This window comes from Pseudomonas sp. KH_046_2 (assembly GCF_057838985.1).
The window spans coordinates 1,287,747-1,305,750 of sequence record NZ_CM174480.1 but is presented as its reverse complement, the minus strand read 5'-3'; the positions used below and the strand labels follow the sequence as shown (position 1 = coordinate 1,305,750).

Annotated in this window: 14 protein-coding genes and 1 pseudogene; 12 read left to right on the top strand and 3 right to left on the bottom strand. The window is 59.9% G+C overall.

Going from position 1 to position 18,004, the window contains the following annotated elements:
* The first annotated feature begins 26 nt into the window (after positions 1-26).
* The 4 genes from AC3IX1_RS05835 (at position 27) to AC3IX1_RS05820 (ending at position 6,039) form a co-directional block, all read left to right on the top strand.
* Positions 27-2,729, top strand: coding sequence for a [protein-PII] uridylyltransferase (locus AC3IX1_RS05835; RefSeq protein WP_489387473.1), 2,703 nt, complete (start codon positions 27-29; stop codon positions 2,727-2,729).
* 171 nt (positions 2,730-2,900) lie between these two features.
* Positions 2,901-4,103: a succinyldiaminopimelate transaminase gene (gene dapC, locus AC3IX1_RS05830; protein ID WP_489387472.1), complete on the top strand. Its 1,203-nt coding sequence runs from the start codon at positions 2,901-2,903 to the stop codon at positions 4,101-4,103.
* Between the two features lie 374 nt (positions 4,104-4,477).
* On the top strand, positions 4,478-5,218 hold the full coding sequence (locus tag AC3IX1_RS05825; protein WP_489387471.1) for a M12 family metallopeptidase: 741 nt from the start codon (positions 4,478-4,480) through the stop codon (positions 5,216-5,218).
* Positions 5,219-5,253: 35 nt separating this feature from the next.
* Positions 5,254-6,039 carry a M12 family metallopeptidase gene (locus AC3IX1_RS05820; protein ID WP_489387470.1) on the top strand — a complete coding sequence of 262 codons (786 nt, stop codon included), beginning with the start codon at positions 5,254-5,256 and terminating at the stop codon, positions 6,037-6,039.
* Positions 6,040-6,118: 79 nt separating this feature from the next.
* On the opposite strand, the pseudogene AC3IX1_RS05815 reads toward AC3IX1_RS05820, so the two are convergent.
* Positions 6,119-7,750, bottom strand: a pseudogene (locus tag AC3IX1_RS05815) (Na+/H+ antiporter).
* A 175-nt stretch (positions 7,751-7,925) separates the two neighbouring features.
* On the opposite strand from AC3IX1_RS05815, the gene AC3IX1_RS05810 reads away from it, so the two are divergent.
* The 4 genes from AC3IX1_RS05810 to AC3IX1_RS05795 all read left to right on the top strand — a co-directional run bounded on the left by AC3IX1_RS05810 (position 7,926) and on the right by AC3IX1_RS05795 (position 11,127).
* Entirely contained in the window at positions 7,926-8,288 is a 363-nt protein-coding gene (locus AC3IX1_RS05810; protein WP_008052792.1) for an ArsC family reductase, read from the top strand.
* A gap of 32 nt (positions 8,289-8,320) precedes the next feature.
* Positions 8,321-9,355, top strand: coding sequence for a 2,3,4,5-tetrahydropyridine-2,6-dicarboxylate N-succinyltransferase (gene dapD / locus AC3IX1_RS05805; RefSeq protein ID WP_489387469.1), 1,035 nt, complete (start codon positions 8,321-8,323; stop codon positions 9,353-9,355).
* A 165-nt stretch (positions 9,356-9,520) separates the two neighbouring features.
* Positions 9,521-10,726: an aminotransferase class V-fold PLP-dependent enzyme gene (locus AC3IX1_RS05800; protein ID WP_489387468.1), complete on the top strand. Its 1,206-nt coding sequence runs from the start codon at positions 9,521-9,523 to the stop codon at positions 10,724-10,726.
* The gene (locus AC3IX1_RS05795) at positions 10,723-11,127 is read left to right on the top strand and encodes a SufE family protein (RefSeq protein WP_489387467.1); all 405 of its coding nucleotides are present in this window, start codon (positions 10,723-10,725) and stop codon (positions 11,125-11,127) included. The genes AC3IX1_RS05800 and AC3IX1_RS05795 overlap by 4 nt, the downstream gene beginning before the upstream one ends.
* Positions 11,128-11,228: 101 nt before the next feature.
* Here the strand turns inward: AC3IX1_RS05795 and tcdA are convergent, their stop codons facing one another.
* Positions 11,229-12,047, bottom strand: coding sequence for a tRNA cyclic N6-threonylcarbamoyladenosine(37) synthase TcdA (tcdA, locus tag AC3IX1_RS05790; protein WP_489387466.1), 819 nt, complete (start codon positions 12,045-12,047; stop codon positions 11,229-11,231).
* Positions 12,048-12,256: 209 nt separating this feature from the next.
* On the opposite strand from tcdA, the gene AC3IX1_RS05785 reads away from it, so the two are divergent.
* The 4 genes from AC3IX1_RS05785 to AC3IX1_RS05770 all read left to right on the top strand — a co-directional run bounded on the left by AC3IX1_RS05785 (position 12,257) and on the right by AC3IX1_RS05770 (position 17,498).
* The gene (locus AC3IX1_RS05785) at positions 12,257-14,848 is read left to right on the top strand and encodes a glycosyltransferase (RefSeq protein ID WP_489387465.1); all 2,592 of its coding nucleotides are present in this window, start codon (positions 12,257-12,259) and stop codon (positions 14,846-14,848) included.
* A gap of 236 nt (positions 14,849-15,084) precedes the next feature.
* Positions 15,085-16,236 (top strand): succinyl-diaminopimelate desuccinylase, encoded by a 1,152-nt coding sequence (gene dapE, locus AC3IX1_RS05780; RefSeq protein WP_489387464.1) that lies wholly within the window; start codon positions 15,085-15,087, stop codon positions 16,234-16,236.
* Positions 16,236-17,045, top strand: a complete 810-nt coding sequence (locus AC3IX1_RS05775; RefSeq protein ID WP_489387463.1) for a putative RNA methyltransferase — start codon at positions 16,236-16,238, stop codon at positions 17,043-17,045. Before dapE ends, AC3IX1_RS05775 begins: the two co-directional genes overlap by 1 nt.
* Positions 17,046-17,120: 75 nt before the next feature.
* Complete coding sequence (locus tag AC3IX1_RS05770) at positions 17,121-17,498, top strand: hypothetical protein (protein ID WP_046041100.1); 378 nt, start codon at positions 17,121-17,123, stop codon at positions 17,496-17,498.
* A gap of 136 nt (positions 17,499-17,634) precedes the next feature.
* Here AC3IX1_RS05770 and AC3IX1_RS05765 read toward each other — a convergent pair whose 3' ends face one another.
* Positions 17,635-17,844 carry a cold shock domain-containing protein gene (locus AC3IX1_RS05765; protein WP_007954750.1) on the bottom strand — a complete coding sequence of 70 codons (210 nt, stop codon included), beginning with the start codon at positions 17,842-17,844 and terminating at the stop codon, positions 17,635-17,637.
* Positions 17,845-18,004 lie beyond the last annotated feature (160 nt).

The following is an 18,004-nucleotide window of genomic DNA, read 5'->3' as shown; positions in this document are numbered from 1 at the left end:
TCGCCTATAGAAAGGAAAGCCAATCGATGCCGCAGGTGGATCCCGAACTCTTCGACCGCGGCCAGTTCCAGGCTGAACTGGCCCTGAAGGCAAGCCCGATCTCGGCCTTCAAGAAGGCGATCCGCCAGGCCCGTGAGGTGCTCGACACGCGCTTTCGCAACGGTCGGGACATTCGCCGGCTGATAGAGGATCGCGCCTGGTTCGTCGACAACATCCTGCAAAAGGCCTGGGAGCAGTTCAGCTGGAGTGAGGACGCCGACATCGCGCTGGTCGCGGTCGGTGGCTACGGCCGTGGCGAATTGCACCCTTATTCCGATATCGATTTGCTCATCCTGCTGGACAGCGCCGACCACGAAGTTTTCCGCGATTCCATCGAGCGTTTTCTGACGCTGTTGTGGGACATCGGCCTGGAGGTCGGTCAGAGCGTTCGCTCGGTCGACGAGTGCGCCGTCGAGGCCCGCGCCGACCTGACGGTCGTCACCAACCTGATGGAAAGCCGCACCATTGCCGGCCCCGAGCATTTGCGCCAGCGCATGCTGGACGTCACCGGGACCGGGCACATGTGGCCGAGCAAGGACTTCTTCCTGGCCAAGCGTGCCGAACAGAAGGCTCGCCACCACAAGTACAACGACACCGAATACAACCTGGAACCCAACGTCAAAGGCTCACCCGGCGGTCTGCGGGATATCCAGACGATTCTCTGGGTGGCCCGTCGCGAGTACGGCACCCTGAACCTCCGGGCACTGGCTGGCGAAGGCTTCCTGGTCGAGAGTGAAAACGCCCTGCTCGCCTCCTCCCAGGAGTTCCTGTGGAAGGTACGCTATGCCCTGCACATGCTGGCTGGCCGCTCCGAAGACCGCCTGCTGTTCGATCACCAGCGCACCATTGCCGGGCTGCTGGGCTTCAAAGGCGACGACGCCAAGCAAGCCATCGAAAACTTCATGCAACAGTATTATCGGGTGGTGATGAGCATCGCCCAGCTCAGCGACCTGATCATCCAGCACTTCGAGGAAGTCATCCTCGCACCGGAAGACGAAGCCCCACCTCAGCCGATCAACTCGCGCTTCCAGTTGCATGACGGCTACATCGAGGCACGCAACGACAACGTTTTCCGCCGCACCCCGTTCGCCATGCTCGAAATCTTCGTGCTGATGGCCCAGCAGCCGGAAATCAAGGGCGTGCGCGCCGACACCATTCGTCTACTGCGGGAACACCGCCACCTGATCGACGACGACTTCCGCAACGATATTCGCAACACCAGCCTGTTTATCGAACTGTTCAAGTGCAAGATCGGCATCCACCGCAACCTGCGACGGATGAACCGCTATGGCATCCTGGGGCGCTATCTGCCCGAATTCGGCTTTATCGTCGGGCAGATGCAGCATGACCTGTTCCACATCTATACAGTCGATGCCCACACCCTGAACCTGATCAAACACCTGCGTAAGTTGCAGTACACCCAGGTGTCGGAAAAATTCCCGCTGGCCAGCAAGCTCATGGGCAAGCTGCCCAAACCCGAGCTGATCTACATGGCCGGCCTGTACCACGACATCGGCAAAGGCCGGCATGGCGACCACTCCGACATCGGCGCGGTCGACGCCGAGGCGTTTTGCCAGCGCCATCAGCTGCCAGTGTGGGACAGCCGCCTGATCGTATGGCTGGTGCAGAACCACCTGGTGATGTCGACCACCGCCCAGCGCAAGGATTTGTCCGACCCGCAGGTGATCCACGATTTCGCCCAGATCGTCGGCGACGAAACCCGCCTCGACTACCTCTATGTGCTGACCGTCTCCGACATCAACGCGACCAACCCGACCCTGTGGAATTCCTGGCGCGCCAGCCTGCTGCGCCAGCTCTACACCGAGACCAAGCGCGCCCTGCGTCGCGGCCTGGAAAACCCGGTGGATCGCGAAGAGCAGATCCGCCAGACCCAGAGCGCCGCGCTGGATATCCTGGTGCGCGGCGGGACCGACCCGGACGATGTCGAGCAACTGTGGGCGCAGTTGGGTGATGACTATTTCCTGCGCCACACCGCCGGCGATGTGGCCTGGCATAGTGACGCGATCCTCCAGCAACCGGCCGACGGCGGGCCACTGGTGCTGATCAAGGAAACCACCCAGCGAGAGTTCGAAGGCGGTACGCAGATCTTCATCTATGCCCCGGACCAGCACGACTTCTTTGCCGTGACCGTGGCGGCGATGGACCAGCTCAACCTGAACATTCACGACGCCAGGGTCATCACCTCCAGCAGCCAGTTCACCCTCGACACCTATATCGTGCTCGACACCGACGGCGACTCGATTGGCGACAATCCAGCGCGGGTTAAACAGATCCGCGAGGGTCTGACCGAAGCCCTGCGCAACCCGGACGACTACCCGACCATCATCCAGCGCCGGGTACCGCGTCAACTCAAGCATTTCGCCTTTGCGCCACAGGTGACGATCCACAACGATGCCCAGCGTCAAGTGACGGTACTCGAACTCACCGCCCCCGACCGCCCGGGCCTGCTGGCGCGGATCGGCACGATTTTCCTGGAGTTCGATCTGTCGCTGCAGAACGCCAAGATCGCCACCCTCGGCGAGCGCGTGGAAGACGTGTTCTTCATCACCGACGCCAACAATCAACCGTTATCCGACCCGCTGCTGTGCAGCCGGTTACAGGATGCAATCGTTGAGCAGTTGAGCGTCAACCAGGAACCCGATATCAAACTGTCGCGCATCAGCATCTGAATTGAACAATTTCCCGCTGTGGGAACGCCTGTGGCAAGGGGGCTTGCCCCCGTTTGAGTGCGTAGCACTCACAAGATCTTTGGTAAATCAGAGAATTTGGGGCTGCTTCGCAGCCCAACGGGGGCAAGCCCCCTCGCCACAAGCCCGCTCCCACATTGAACGAGGCCCCCGATGAACAACGCTCTGTCCCAGCTCCAGCCCTACCCCTTCGAAAAGCTCCGCGCCCTGCTCGGCAGCGTGACGCCGAACCCGGACAAGCGTCCGATCGCGCTGTCCATCGGCGAGCCGAAACACCGTTCGCCTAGCTTCGTCGCCGAGGCCCTGGCCAGCAATCTGGAAAAAATGGCCGTGTACCCGACCACCCTCGGCATCCCGGAGCTGCGCGAAGCCATCGCGGCATGGTGCGAGCGTCGCTTCGATGTCCCCAAGGGCTGGATCGATCCGGCGCGCAACGTGCTGCCGGTCAACGGTACCCGCGAGGCGCTGTTCGCCTTCACCCAGACCGTGGTCAACCGTGGCGATGACGCACTGGTGGTCAGCCCGAACCCGTTCTACCAGATCTACGAAGGCGCGGCGTTCCTCGCCGGGGCCAAGCCGCATTACCTGCCGTGCCTGGACGAAAACGGCTTCAACCCGGATTTCGATGCCGTGTCGCCGGACATCTGGAAACGCTGCCAGATCCTGTTCCTGTGCTCTCCAGGTAACCCGACCGGTGCCTTGATCCCGGTCGAAACCCTGAAAAAGCTGATCGCCCTGGCCGACGAACATGATTTCGTGATCGCCGCGGACGAGTGCTACAGCGAACTGTACTTCGACGAACAAACGCCGCCACCAGGCCTGCTCAGCGCCTGCGCAGAACTGGGACGCAAGGACTTCAAGCGCTGCGTGGTGTTCCACAGCCTGTCCAAGCGTTCGAACCTGCCAGGCCTGCGCTCGGGCTTTGTGGCCGGTGATGCCGACGTCCTCAAGGGCTTCCTGCTCTACCGCACCTACCACGGCTGCGCGATGCCGGTTCAAACCCAACTGGCCAGCGTTGCCGCGTGGAATGACGAAGTGCACGTGCGCGCCAACCGGGCGCTGTATCGCGAGAAGTTCGATGCGGTACTGGAAATCCTCAGCCCGGTCATGGACGTACAGCGGCCGGATGGCAGCTTCTATCTGTGGCCGAATGTCGCCGGTGACGACGCAGCGTTCTGCCGCGACCTGTTCGAACAGGAGCACGTGACGGTGGTGCCGGGTTCTTACCTGTCGCGGGATGTCGATGGCGTCAATCCGGGGGCCGGGCGCGTGCGCATGGCGTTGGTTGCGCCGCTGGCGGAGTGTATTGAGGCTGCCGAGCGTATTCGCGTATTTATAAAAAATAGAAGCAACTAATAACCTTGGCTACTTGCACCGTGCAACGCGGTGCAAGTTATTTTATGCAACCGCCCCAGCCAAACTTAAAACAACAACCTTCAAGCAATAAATTGAAACTCCCCACGACTGGACAACCCTCACGCCCTTAAATACCTTGACGACTCACCAACAACACAAAACATATAAAAGCTACCGATCAAAACCATTGCAAAACCATCACCACAACCGCCTCTGTCGATTCTAAGCAGATAAGCGCTGGCGACATTGCGTTCATGCGAAAAATCCACCCATAAATTTAGGGTAGATCCTGCCTCTTCGACCGAAAACATTTGAACCAACAGCGAATAGGAATCAAGCCTGGATGATCACATATTTTGACAAGGAAATAGTCAATGCCCCATCAACACCCCTGCAAAACGATTGCTCCATTTGACGAACAGAAATCTTTTGAAGCCGCCATTAACGAAAACCCGGACAATCGACAGAATGTTCATTCCGGTGGTCGACACAAACGGGGAGTCGCCACCCACTCAAAATTCTGGGCAAGCCACAGAGTGTTGAAAGTCGCCTTTATTGATCCCCCTTCCCAAGCGCACCGCGAGTCCGCGATCAGGGCTATCGTGTTATGGCAACCCTCCATCAACCTCGAACTGGAGTTTGTCAGTGGTACTGAGGGCGACATTCGAATCACCATGGATGCTCCACTCAATTATTCAGCCATTGGAACGGACGCCACGTTGCGCGCGCCCAATGAAAACACCATGAATATTGGCACGGACCTCGCACACCCCGGACTTGAAGCCGCCGTGCTGCACGAATTTGGTCATGCTTTAGGGTTGGAACATGAGCACCAACACCCCAAAGCCGATATCCCCTGGAACAAGCCATTTGTCTACCACTACTACCTCACAAGATATAACTGGTCAAAAGAAGAAGTTGATCACAACTTATTCAAAACATTGGAATCACTCAATACACGTACAACGCCCTACGACAAAACGTCGATCATGCATTACCCCGTCCCGAATGAACTGACTACCGGTGACTGGAGCGTAGAGAAGAACATAAGCATCAGCCAGAATGATCGACGACTGATGCGGAAAATTTATCCAAAAACGTTACCCTCTCAGTGATACATCACATTCGATAAATGACACGGACGTCACTTATGAAAATTGAAACTTGCAGCATCGTCAGAAACATTGATCCAGCTGCTTCTTATGAGGCCGCTATCAATGAGCGCAGTGACAATGTAAAACGCAGCAGTTCCGGACGCACAAAAAGAAGCGTTGCCTCCCATACGCGCTTCTGGGAGCCTGGGCGCACCCTGAAAATTGCGACATATGACACGGACAAAAAAACCGTCGACATCGTAAAAAATATTGCAAACCAATGGTTAGAGCACGCCAACTTAAAGTTTGAATTTATACCAGGTGCAATAGGAGATATCCGTTTGGAAATCGAGAAAAATGAAACGTTGCTTTCTTATTCCACTGTCGGTACAGACTCTTTGAAACAACCTCCTGAACACCCAACCATGTGCATAGGCATCCCCTTGGAAGACGACGAATTCGAAGGGACTGTACTGCATGAGTTTGGTCACGCACTGGGACTTCTTCACGAACATCAACATCCAGACGCAACCATTCCATGGGACTTGGAAAAAATCTACGACCTCTATGGCAACTATGACCGCGAGAGGGTTGATTTCGATGTCCTACCACGCCCTTACTCTACAGATGCCACCTACAGTGATTACGACCCCCTATCAATTATGCATTACGAGATAGATGAGCAAGCCACCATAGGCAACTGGAAGCAAGCTGCAAACCTTACATTGAGCGAAAAAGACAAGGAGACAATTCGCAAGATCTACCCTCATAAAACTATACTCGAGGCACTTTCAGATTTATTCAACTATCTGAAAACGCCGTTTACCGGTAACTCTCGCTAGAACATAAAACCTTCAAGCCAACGCCGACTACTCGATATACACCGCTATACGACACTGAAAACAATCAAATAAAATTTCATTACTTAACCACCCCAAGCTTGGCCTCACTCAGATCCAGCTCCCCCAGCACCTCACGCAATACGTCATCACCAATCTGGTGATGACGACTCAGGCTGTAAAGCTCCAAGCGCTGTGCCCGCAGCGCCTTCAAACGCAGACGCCGCTCCAGTAAATCCATCTGAAACGCCAGGGCTTGTGCCTCTGCGGAATCATTGAACACTTCCAACTGATGCCGATACTCGGACATGATCCGCGCCTTGAGCTCCGCCGCCAGCGCCGACTGGGCGGCATCCTGTGGATTGACCTCCTCCGTTTCGAGGGCATGAATCGCCGCTTCGGCGGTCTTGCGCCAAGCCTCGCGCACTTCATCACGCCGCTTGTCGTCCGGGCTGGCCTCGAAGCCACGCAACAAAAGTGGCAGCGCGATGCACGCCGCAATCAACGAGAGCAAAATCACCCCGGCAGCGATGAAGATCAGCAAGTCGCGCTCGGGAAATGCGCCCGCCCCCATGAGCATCGGCACCGACATCACACCCGCCAGCGTCACCGCCCCGCGTACCCCGCCGACCGTCAGCAACCAGCAGGATCGCGCGGTCGGCACCCGGGTCACTTCACCTTTGCCGCGCAGACGCCGCAGCAGCACCGACAATCGCCAAATGCTCTGTACCCAGACGAAGCGCAAGGCCAACAGCACCAGGAGAATCGCCACGACATCGAGGCAGCGATAGAACAAGGTCGGCCACAAAGACGTTTCGTGACTAGCCACCGCTTTGATGATGTCCGGCAGCTGCAAGCCCAGCAGCAGGAAGATCAAGCCGTTGAACGCGAACTCCAGCAACGACCAGACGCTGCGATTGAGCAGGCGCGTGTTGGTCTGGCGCGGCAGCAGGTCGAGCCAGCTCTGCATCATCCCCGCCGCCACCGCCGAAAGAATGCCGGACACGCCCACCCGTTCGGCCAGCACGTAAGCGGCAAACGGCAACAGCAACATGAACACCACATGCGTAGCAGGGTCGTCCCAGCCGCGGGCGATCATCCACGCGCGCAGGCGTCCGACCAGCCAGCTCAATGCAACACCGATCGCCAGGCCGCCGACCGCCACCAGAACGAAAGTGACACTGGCGCTGGCCAGCGAGAACACACCGGTCACCGCCGCCACCAGGGCAAACTTGAATGTCACCAGGCCCGAGGCGTCGTTCATCAGTGCCTCGCCCTGCAAGATGTGCATCAACGGGGTCGGCAGTCGATTGCGGGAAATGGCCGACACCGCCACCGCATCCGTCGGCGACAGCACTGCGGCCAGGGCAAACGCCACCGGCAACGGCACACCGGGCAGCAACCAGTGAATGAAATAGCCGGCACCGACCACGGTAAACAGCACCAAGCCCACCGCCAGCGTCAGGATCGGTCCGCGCAGGTGCCAGAATTCGCGCTTGGGCATGCGCCAGCCGTCGGAGAACAACAGTGGCGGCAGGAACAGAAACAGGAACAGCTCGGGATCGAGGGCTACATGCAGGCCGAGCGTCGGCTAGGCAAGCAAGGCCCCGGCGGCAATCTGCACCAACGGCAACGGCAGTGGAACCACCCGTCCGATCAGGCGCGAAACGCCGACCAGCATCAAAAGGATCAGGACGGTGTAGGCGGTTTGCATAAAGCGGGATTCCCGGACGCATTGAAGTGCCATATTAGCTGCTTAGACTATCGGTGACCCTTGCACCTATGTCGCACCCGGAACGCGTCAATCCCACAGGTTTTGCGTTTTAACTCAATGCACATGGCATAATCCGTCACCTTATACTTACGGCACCTGCAAAAGGGGCAATTCCTTGACCGTTTCAAGCAAAACGCTGCACCTTTTCGGCATCAAAGCCTGCGACACCATGAAAAAGGCGCGCACCTGGCTCGATGAACACGCTGTCAGCTATGACTTTCATGATTACAAGGCGGTCGGTATCGACCGAGAACACCTGACCCAATGGTGCAACGAGCACGGTTGGGAAGTGGTGTTGAACCGTGCAGGTACGACCTTTCGCAAGCTCGACGACGAACGCAAAGCCGATCTCGACCAGACGAAAGCCATCGAACTGATGCTGGCACAACCCTCGATGATCAAGCGCCCGGTGCTCGATCTCGGTGACCGAACCCTGATTGGCTTCAAGCCAGATATCTACGCGGCCGCGCTCAAGTAAGCAGCCCGTTCAATTTTGTTAGAGGTATACACATGTCCGCTACCCTGTTCAGCCTGGCCTTCGGCGTCGGCACTCAAAACCGTCAAGGCGCATGGCTGGAAGTGTTCTACGCCGCCCCGGTACTCAAGCCATCGGCTGAAGTCCTCGCCGCTATCGCACCGATCCTGGGCTACACCGAAGGCAATCAGGCCATCGCGTTCAGCACCGCCCAGGCCTCGCAACTGGCCGAAGCGCTGAAAAGCGTCGACGCCGCCCAGGCTGCCCTGCTGACCCGCCTGGCCGAGAGCCACAAGCCGCTGGTTGCCACCTTGCTGGCTGAAGACGCCCAGCTGTCGTCCACCCCTGAGGCCTACCTCAAGCTGCACCTGCTGAGCCATCGCTTGGTCAAGCCACACGGCCTGAACCTGGCCGGGATCTTCCCGCTGCTGCCAAACGTGGCCTGGACCAGCCAGGGCGCGGTCGATTTGAGCGAACTGGCCGAACTGCAACTCGAAGCCCGCCTGCGCGGCGAGCTGCTGGAAGTGTTCTCGGTAGACAAGTTCCCGAAAATGACCGACTACGTGGTTCCGGCCGGCGTGCGTATCGCTGATGCTGCGCGTCTGCGCCTGGGCGCTTACGTGGGCGAAGGCACCACCGTGATGCACGAAGGTTTCATCAACTTCAATGCCGGCACCGAAGGCCCGGGCATGATCGAAGGCCGCGTATCCGCTGGCGTATTCGTCGGCAAGGGTTCGGACCTGGGCGGCGGCTGCTCGACCATGGGCACCCTGTCGGGCGGCGGCAACATCGTGATCAAGGTCGGCGAAGGCTGCCTGATCGGCGCCAACGCCGGTATCGGTATCCCGTTGGGCGACCGCAACACCGTCGAGTCGGGCCTGTACGTGACCGCTGGTACCAAAGTGGCGCTGCTGGACGAGAACAATCAACTGGTCAAAGTGGTCAAGGCCCGTGAACTGGCCGGCCAGCCGGACCTGCTGTTCCGTCGCAATTCGGAGACCGGTGCCGTGGAATGCAAAACCCACAAATCGGCCATCGAACTGAACGAAGCGCTGCACGCTCACAACTAAGCGTTACACGATCACCTGTGTAGGAGCGAGCTTGCTCGCGATGGACGTCAACGATTACGCGCGGCACCAGACAGCACGCGTCGTCCATGCGTCCATCGCGAGCAATCGAGCGTCGACCGGCTTCTCCTACATGGGTACGGCGTACCCTCACCAGGGCCCGATAGCATGATGATTCTCTCTCCCTGGCGCGCCGATTTTCCGGCCATCGCCGCCCTGCAACGGCAGGACCAGACCTATCTGGACAACGCCGCCACTACGCAAAAACCTCAAGCCCTGCTCGATGCCCTGGCGCACTACTACGCCAACGGCGCGGCCAACGTGCATCGGGCGCAGCATTTGCCCGGCGCCCACGCCACCCAGGCGTTCGAGGACAGCCGCCGCAAAGCCGCGCAATGGCTCAATGCCGGCGAATGCGGGCAGATCGTCTTTACCCACGGCGCGACGTCCGCGCTGAATCTCCTGGCCTACGGCCTGGAACATCTTTTCAATCCGGGCGACGAGATTGTCATCAGCGCCCTGGAGCATCACGCCAACCTGCTGCCCTGGCAGCAACTGGCGCACCGTCGCGAGCTGAAACTGGTGATCCTGCCGCTGGATGCCGACGGCGTGATCGACCTTGAAGCAGCCGCCGGTTTGATCGGCTCGCGCACACGTCTGCTGGCCGTTAGCCAGTTGTCCAACGTGATTGGCGCATGGCAGCCGCTGTCTGAATTGCTGGCACTGGCCAATGCGCACAATGCCCTGACCGTGATCGATGGCGCCCAGGGCGTGGTCCATGGCCGCCACGACGTGCAAGCGCTAGGCTGCGATTTTTATGTGTTCTCCAGCCACAAGCTCTACGGCCCCGATGGCCTGGGTGTGCTGTTCGGGCGCAATACGGCGCTGCAACAACTGCGTCCCTGGCAGTTCGGCGGTGAAATGGTACTGGATGCCAATTATCACGACGCACGCTTTCGCCCGGCACCGCTGGGTTTCGAGGCCGGGACGCCGCCGATTGCCAGCGTGATCGGCCTGGGAGCAACCCTGGACTACCTCGCCGGGCTCGATCAGGACGCCGTGTCCGCCCATGAAGCGGCGCTGCATGCCTGTCTGCTCAAGGGCCTGGAGGCGCGCAACGGCATTCGCCTACTGGGCAAACCGCAAGTGGCGCTGGCCAGTTTCACCGTCGAGGGTGTGCATAACTCCGATCTCGCGCATTTGCTGACCGAACAAGGGATCGCAGTGCGTGCCGGCCATCACTGTGCGATGCCGCTACTCAAACGCTTCGAACTGGCCGGAGCGATTCGGGTGTCGTTGGCGCTGTACAACGATTCCGAAGACCTGGAGCGGTTCTTCGAAGCCCTGGATCAGGCGCTGGAGCTATTGCGATGAACCTGCCTGCCGATGCCGAGACGGCACTCGAGACCTTTCAGAAAGCGGCCGGCTGGGAACAACGCGCACGCCTGCTGATGCAATGGGGCGAACGCCTGCCGGTCTTGAGTGATGCACAGATGTGCGATGCCAACCGGGTGCACGGCTGTGAAAGCCAGGTGTGGCTGGTGGGCGAGTTGCGCGATGGCAATTGGCAATTCAGCGCCAACAGCGATGCGCGGTTGATTCGCGGGTTGGTGGCGCTGCTGCTGGCGCGGGTCAACGGGTTGTCGGCGGCCGAGTTGCAGCAGGTGGATTTGCCGGACTGGTTCAATCAGCTTGGGCTAGGGCGGCAGTTGTCCGAGTCCCGCAGTAATGGTTTGAATGCGGTGCTACAGCGGATGCGGGAGTTGGCTCAGTAAAGGACTGCTGCGCAGTCCATCGCGAGCAGGCTCGCTCCCACAGGAGGAATGCATTCCAATGTGGGAGCGAGCCTGCTCGCGAAGAGGCCATCAGCAGCACTTTAAACCTGCGGTTTGACCCGCTCCGCCGGCCGCCGCACACCCGCGACAATCTTATCCACAGCCTTGGTCGCCGCGACCATGCCAAACGTCGCCGTCACCATCATCACTGCGCCAAACCCGCCGGCACAGTCGAGCTTCACCCCATCCCCGACAAAACTTTTCTGCAGGCAAATGCTGCCGTCCGGTTTCGGGTAGCGCAGTTGCTCGGTGGAAAACACGCACGGCACGCTGTAATGGCGGGTCACTGTGCGTGAGAAGCCGTAGTCGCGGCGCAGCGTGGAGCGCACTTTCGAAGCCAATGGATCGTTGAACGTACGATTCAGGTCGCAAACCTGGATCAACGTCGGGTCAATCTGCCCGCCCGCACCGCCGGTGGTAATGATCTGGATCTTGCGCCGCTTGCACCAGGCGATCAGCGCGGCCTTGGCGTTGACGCTGTCGATGCAGTCGATCACGCAGTCGATGTTCGACGTGATGTACTCGGCCATGGTATCGCGAGTGACGAAGTCAGGCACCGCGTGCACCGTGCACTTCGGGTTGATCCCGCGCAGACGCTCGGCCATCACATCGACCTTGGGCTTGCCCACAGTGCTGTCCAGCGCGTGCAACTGACGGTTGGCGTTGCTGACACAGACGTCGTCCAGGTCGAACAGCGAAATCTCGCCCACCCCACAGCGTGCCATTGCTTCCGCCGCCCAGGAACCGACACCACCGACGCCGACAATCGCTACATGGGCCGCGCGCAGGCGCTCAAGGCCTTCAATGCCGTACAAACGGGCAATGCCGGCAAACCGCGGATCTTCAGTACTCATGACCATTACCCCAAAAACCGGCGGGCATTATATGGCGATATGAAGACAAAATCAGTTACAGGAAAAAGAGAAAGAACTTTAACGAATTCAGATTGCCCAAAGTCCGGCAATTCCCTGTCCGCTGTACGACCAGAGAATGCCCGGTGTAGGATGCGCGCCCCTTGGCGACCGCCAACCGTTCCTTCGTTCCACAGTCTTTGGAACCCGAAATAACTATGTCATCGCGTAAATTTGGACTCAACCTGGTCGTGGTGCTTGCCATCGCAGCCTTGTTTACCGGCTTCTGGGCGCTGATCAACCGCCCGGTCACCGCCCCCAACTGGCCTGAACAGATCTCCGGCTTCTCGTACTCGCCATTCCAGCAGGGCCAGTTCCCGCAGAAGGACCAGTACCCGACCGACGATCAAATGCGCCGCGACCTGGAGATCATGAGCAAGCTGACGGACAACATCCGTATCTACTCGGTCGATGGCACGCTGCAGAACATCCCGAAACTGGCGGAAGAGTTCGGCTTGCGCGTGACCCTGGGGATCTGGATCAGCCCGGACCAGGAACGCAACGAACGGGAAATCACCCGCGCCATTGAAATTGCCAACTCCTCGCGCAGCGTGGTTCGTGTGGTGGTGGGCAACGAGGCGATTTACCGCAAGGAAATCACCGCCCAGGAACTCAGCGTCATGCTCGATCGTGTGCGCGCTGCCGTGAAAGTGCCGGTGACGACGTCCGAGCAGTGGCACGTCTGGGAAGAACACCCGGAACTGGCCAAGCATGTCGACCTGATCGCCGCGCACATCCTGCCTTACTGGGAGTTCGTCCCGATGGACAAGGCCGGGCAGTTCGTCCTCGACCGCGCCCGCGACTTGAAGAAGATGTTCCCGAAAAAGCCACTGCTGCTGTCCGAGGTGGGCTGGCCGAGCAACGGCCGCATGCGCGGTGGCGCCGATGCCTCCCCGGCGGACCAGGCGATATACCTGCGAACCCTGGTCAACAAGCTCAACCGCCAGGGCTTCAACTACTTCGTGATCGAAGCGTTTGACCAGCCGTGGAAAGCCAGCGACGAAGGTTCCGTTGGCGCCTACTGGGGCGTGTTCAACGCCGCGCGCCAGCAGAAGTTCAACTTCGAAGGCCCGGTAGTGGCGATTCCGCAATGGCGCGTGTTGGCCATTGGTTCGGTGGTATTGGCGCTGTTGTCGCTGACCCTGCTGATGATCGACGGCTCGGCCCTGCGCCAGCGTGGCCGCACCTTCCTGACCTTCATTGCGTTCCTGTGCGGTTCGGTGCTGGTGTGGATCGGTTACGACTACAGCCAGCAATACAGCACCTGGTTCAGCCTGACAGTGGGCTTCTTGCTCGCCCTCGGTGCGCTCGGGGTGTTTATCGTGCTGCTGACCGAAGCCCATGAACTGGCCGAAGCGGTGTGGGTGCACAAGCGCCGGCGCGAGTTCCTGCCGGTGGAAGGCGACTCCAGCTACCGTCCGAAAGTGTCGATTCACGTGCCCTGCTACAACGAGCCGCCGGAGATGGTCAAACAGACCCTCAACGCCCTGGCCAACCTCGACTATCCGGACTTCGAAGTCCTGATCATCGACAACAACACCAAGGACCCGGCAGTCTGGGAGCCGGTGCGCGATTATTGCGAAACCCTCGGCCCGCGCTTCAAGTTCTTCCACGTTGCGCCATTGGCCGGCTTCAAGGGCGGCGCGCTGAACTACCTGATCCCGCACACCGCCAAGGATGCCGAAGTGATCGCGGTGATCGACTCCGATTACTGCGTGCACCCGAACTGGCTCAAGCACATGGTGCCGCACTTCGCTGACCCGAAAATCGCCGTGGTGCAGTCGCCGCAGGATTACCGCGACCAGAACGAAAGCACCTTCAAGAAGCTCTGCTACGCGGAATACAAGGGTTTCTTCCACATCGGCATGGTCACCCGCAACGACCGTGACGCGATCATCCAGCACGGCACCATGACCATGACCCGTCGCACGGTGCTCGAAGAGCTGGGCTGGGCCGACTGGTGCATTTGCGAAGACGCCGAGCTCGGCCTGCGGGTATTCGAAAAAGGCCTGTCGGCGGCGTATTACCACACCAGCTACGGCAAGGGCCTGATGCCCGATACCTTTATCGACTTCAAGAAACAGCGTTTCCGCTGGGCCTACGGAGCGATCCAGATCATCAAGCGCCACACCGCCAGCCTGCTGCGCGGCAAGGACACCGAGCTGACCCGTGGCCAGCGCTACCACTTCCTCGCGGGCTGGTTGCCGTGGGTGGCGGACGGCATGAACATCTTCTTCACCGTCGGCGCGCTGTTGTGGTCGGCGGCGATGATCATCGTGCCGCAACGGGTCGACCCGCCGCTGCTGATCTTCGCAATCCCGCCATTGGCGTTGTTCGTGTTCAAGGTCGCCAAGATCATCTTCCTCTACCGTCGTGCGGTTGGAGTGAATCTGAAGGATGCCTTCTGCGCGGCGCTGGCCGGTCTGGCGTTGTCCCACACCATCGCCAAAGCGGTGCTGTACGGCTTCTTCACCAGCAGCATTCCGTTCTTCCGTACGCCGAAGAATGCCGACAACCACGGCTTCTGGGTGGCGATTTCGGAAGCCCGGGAAGAGATGTTCATCATGCTGCTGTTGTGGGGCGCGGCGCTGGGGATCTTCCTGGTGCAGGGCCTGCCGAGCAACGACATGCGTTTCTGGGTCACCATGTTGCTGGTGCAGTCGCTGCCGTACGTCGCGGCGCTGATCATGGCGTTCCTGTCGTCGCTGCCGAAACCGACCGCCGAACCTGAAACGGCACCTGTCGTCTAAATCTATGCGGATGCACTAAACGGCGGCCAATGGTCGCCGTTTTGCTTTAAGATAAGCGCCATTTTGCGGGGCTTGGCGTGTCGCGGTTTGCCGATCGAACCCAATACCTGTAGGAGCGAGCCTGCTCGCGATAGCGGTGTAACATTCAATGTTTATGGTTACTGACATACCGCATTCGCGAGCAGGCTCGCTCCTACATTCAGTCCGCGCCCACATTCATGTTTCCGGAGTTTTCCATGACGGCCCACGCCGACCTTTCGCCGACCCTCCAACTCGCCATCGACCTGATCCGCCGTCCGTCCGTGACGCCGATCGACGCCGATTGCCAGAAGCAGATGATGCAGCGCCTGGGCGATGCCGGTTTCACCCTGGAACCGATGCGCATCGAAGATGTGGATAACTTCTGGGCCACCCACGGCCAGGACGACGGTCCGGTGCTGTGCTTCGCCGGCCACACCGATGTGGTCCCGACCGGCCCTGTGGCGGCCTGGCAGATCGAACCGTTCAATGCGCTGATCGACGAACACGGCATGCTCTGCGGCCGTGGCGCCGCCGACATGAAAGGCAGCCTCGCCGCCATGACCGTCGCCTCCGAGCGCTTTGTCGCCGACTACCCGAACCACAAGGGCAAAGTTGCCTTCCTGATCACCAGCGACGAAGAAGGCCCGGCACACCACGGCACCAAGGCCGTGGTCGAACGCCTGGCCGCGCGCAAGGAACGTCTGGACTGGTGCATCGTCGGCGAACCGTCGAGCACCACCCTGGTCGGTGACGTGGTCAAGAACGGCCGTCGCGGTTCCCTCGGCGCCAAGCTGACCGTGCACGGTGTGCAGGGCCACGTGGCCTACCCGCACCTGGCCAAGAACCCGATCCACCTCACTGCCCCGGCCTTGGCCGAACTGGCAGCCGAGCACTGGGACCACGGCAACGACTTCTTCCCGCCGACCAGTTTCCAAATCTCCAACGTCAACTCCGGCACTGGCGCGACCAACGTGATCCCCGGTGACCTGGTGGCGGTGTTCAACTTCCGCTTCTCCACCGAATCGACGGTCGAAGGCCTGCAAAAGCGCGTCGCCGACATCCTCGACAAGCATGGCCTGGACTGGCACATCGACTGGGCGCTGTCCGGCCTGCCGTTCCTCACCGAACCGGGCGCGCTGCTCGACGCGGTGTCGGCGAGCATCAAGGACATCACCGGTCGTGAAACCAAGGCGTCCACCAGCGGTGGTACCTCCGACGGGCGCTTCATCGCGACCATGGGCACCCAAGTGGTTGAGCTGGGCCCGGTCAACGCGACCATCCACCAGGTCAACGAACGCGTGCTGGCCGCCGATCTCGACGTGCTGACCGAGATCTACTACCAGACCCTGATCAAGTTGCTCGCCTGATGCTTGCGTGCCCGATCTGCAGTGAGCCGCTCAATGCGGTGGACAACGGCGTGGCCTGCCCCGCCGGGCATCGTTTCGACCGCGCGCGCCAGGGTTACTTGAACCTGTTGCCGGTGCAGCACAAGAACAGCCGCGACCCTGGGGATAACCAGGCAATGGTCGAAGCCCGCCGCGACTTTTTGAACGCCGGGCACTACGCCCCGGTGGCCAAGCGTCTGGCGGAGCTGGCGGCCGGCTACGCGCCACAGCACTGGCTGGACATCGGTTGTGGCGAGGGTTACTACACCGCGCAAATCGCCGAGGCTTTGCCGAGTGCCGAAGGTTATGCCCTGGACATCTCCCGCGAAGCGGTCAAACGCGCCTGCAAACGCAATCCGAAGCTGACCTGGTTGATCGCCAGCATGGCGCGGGTGCCGTTGGCTTCCGGCAGTTGCCAGTTCCTGGCCAGTGTCTTCAGCCCGCTGGATTGGGAAGAAGCCAAGCGCCTGCTCAGTGTTGGCGGCGGCCTGATGAAAGTCGGGCCGACCAGCGGCCACCTGATGGAACTGCGTGAGCGGCTGTACGACGAAGTCCGCGAGTACATTGACGACAAGCATCTGGACCTGGTGCCGGAAGGCATGGCGCTGGCGCACAGCGAGACGTTGACGTTCAAGCTGACGCTGGACAAGCCGCAGGACCGCGCCAACCTGCTGGCGATGACGCCCCATGGCTGGCGTGCCAGTGCCGAGCGCCGGACAGCGGTTATCGAACAGGCCGAGCCGTTCGAGACCACCGTATCAATGCGCTACGATTATTTCGTTCTTCAATAACTTTTGGTTCCGGGCAATCGCCCGAGACCGGCTAAATCCGCGAATGGATTTTTCAGACCCGCAGTGAGGACATCCATGCGCCAACCCGATATCGAGATTTACCTGAAAGACGCCGACGTCGACCACAAGGCCATTTCCGCCTGGCTCGGTGCGGCATTGGGCCCTTGCACCGACTGGGTCCAGAAGGGCCAGACCTACAAGTGCAAGGCCGGCAACGTGCCGGTGACCTGGCTGCCAAAAGCCGTCGGCAAGTGGAACAGCCTGTACCTGGAAAGCGACCAGACCCCATGGGACGACGACATCGCCTGCGCCCGCGCCGCGTTTGCCGCGCTGAACGTGGAAGTGCGTTGCGCACCGGGCACCTGGGTCGAGGAAGAAGGTGAAGAGACGGCGGACCGCTGGATTCGCATCAGCGCCGATGGTGAAGAAGAGATCACCTGGAAAACCGCGTAAAAGCCTGCACACCAAACCTGTGGGAGCGAGCTTGCTCGCGATAGCGGACTTACATTCAACATCTAAGTTGGCTGAAAGGTCCTCATCGCGAGCAAGCTCGCTCCCACAGTGCTTTTGGGTGTTCTGAAGATTTTGGTTACAGACCTACAACATCCTCAGCCTGCAACCCCTTCTGCCCTTCCACCACCGCGTATTCAACCTGCTGGCCCTCGGTCAGCGAACGGTGGCCTTCACCGCGAATCGCGCGGTAGTGCACGAACACGTCCACCCCGTCCTCGCGCTGGATGAAGCCGTAGCCCTTGGCGTCGTTGAACCACTTCACATTGCCGGTTTCGCGTGTTGCCATTTGTTCATACTCCCTTTTTATTATTGGTCGGGCTTTTCGCAGGAAAGCCTCGGGAACGTCAGCCTGCGCATACCGGTCCCATGAGGGCAACGGCGACAGAGCGCCGAGTATATGACAGACGCTAAAACTCTCAACAGGAGTTTACTTAGCCGCTTTTTTG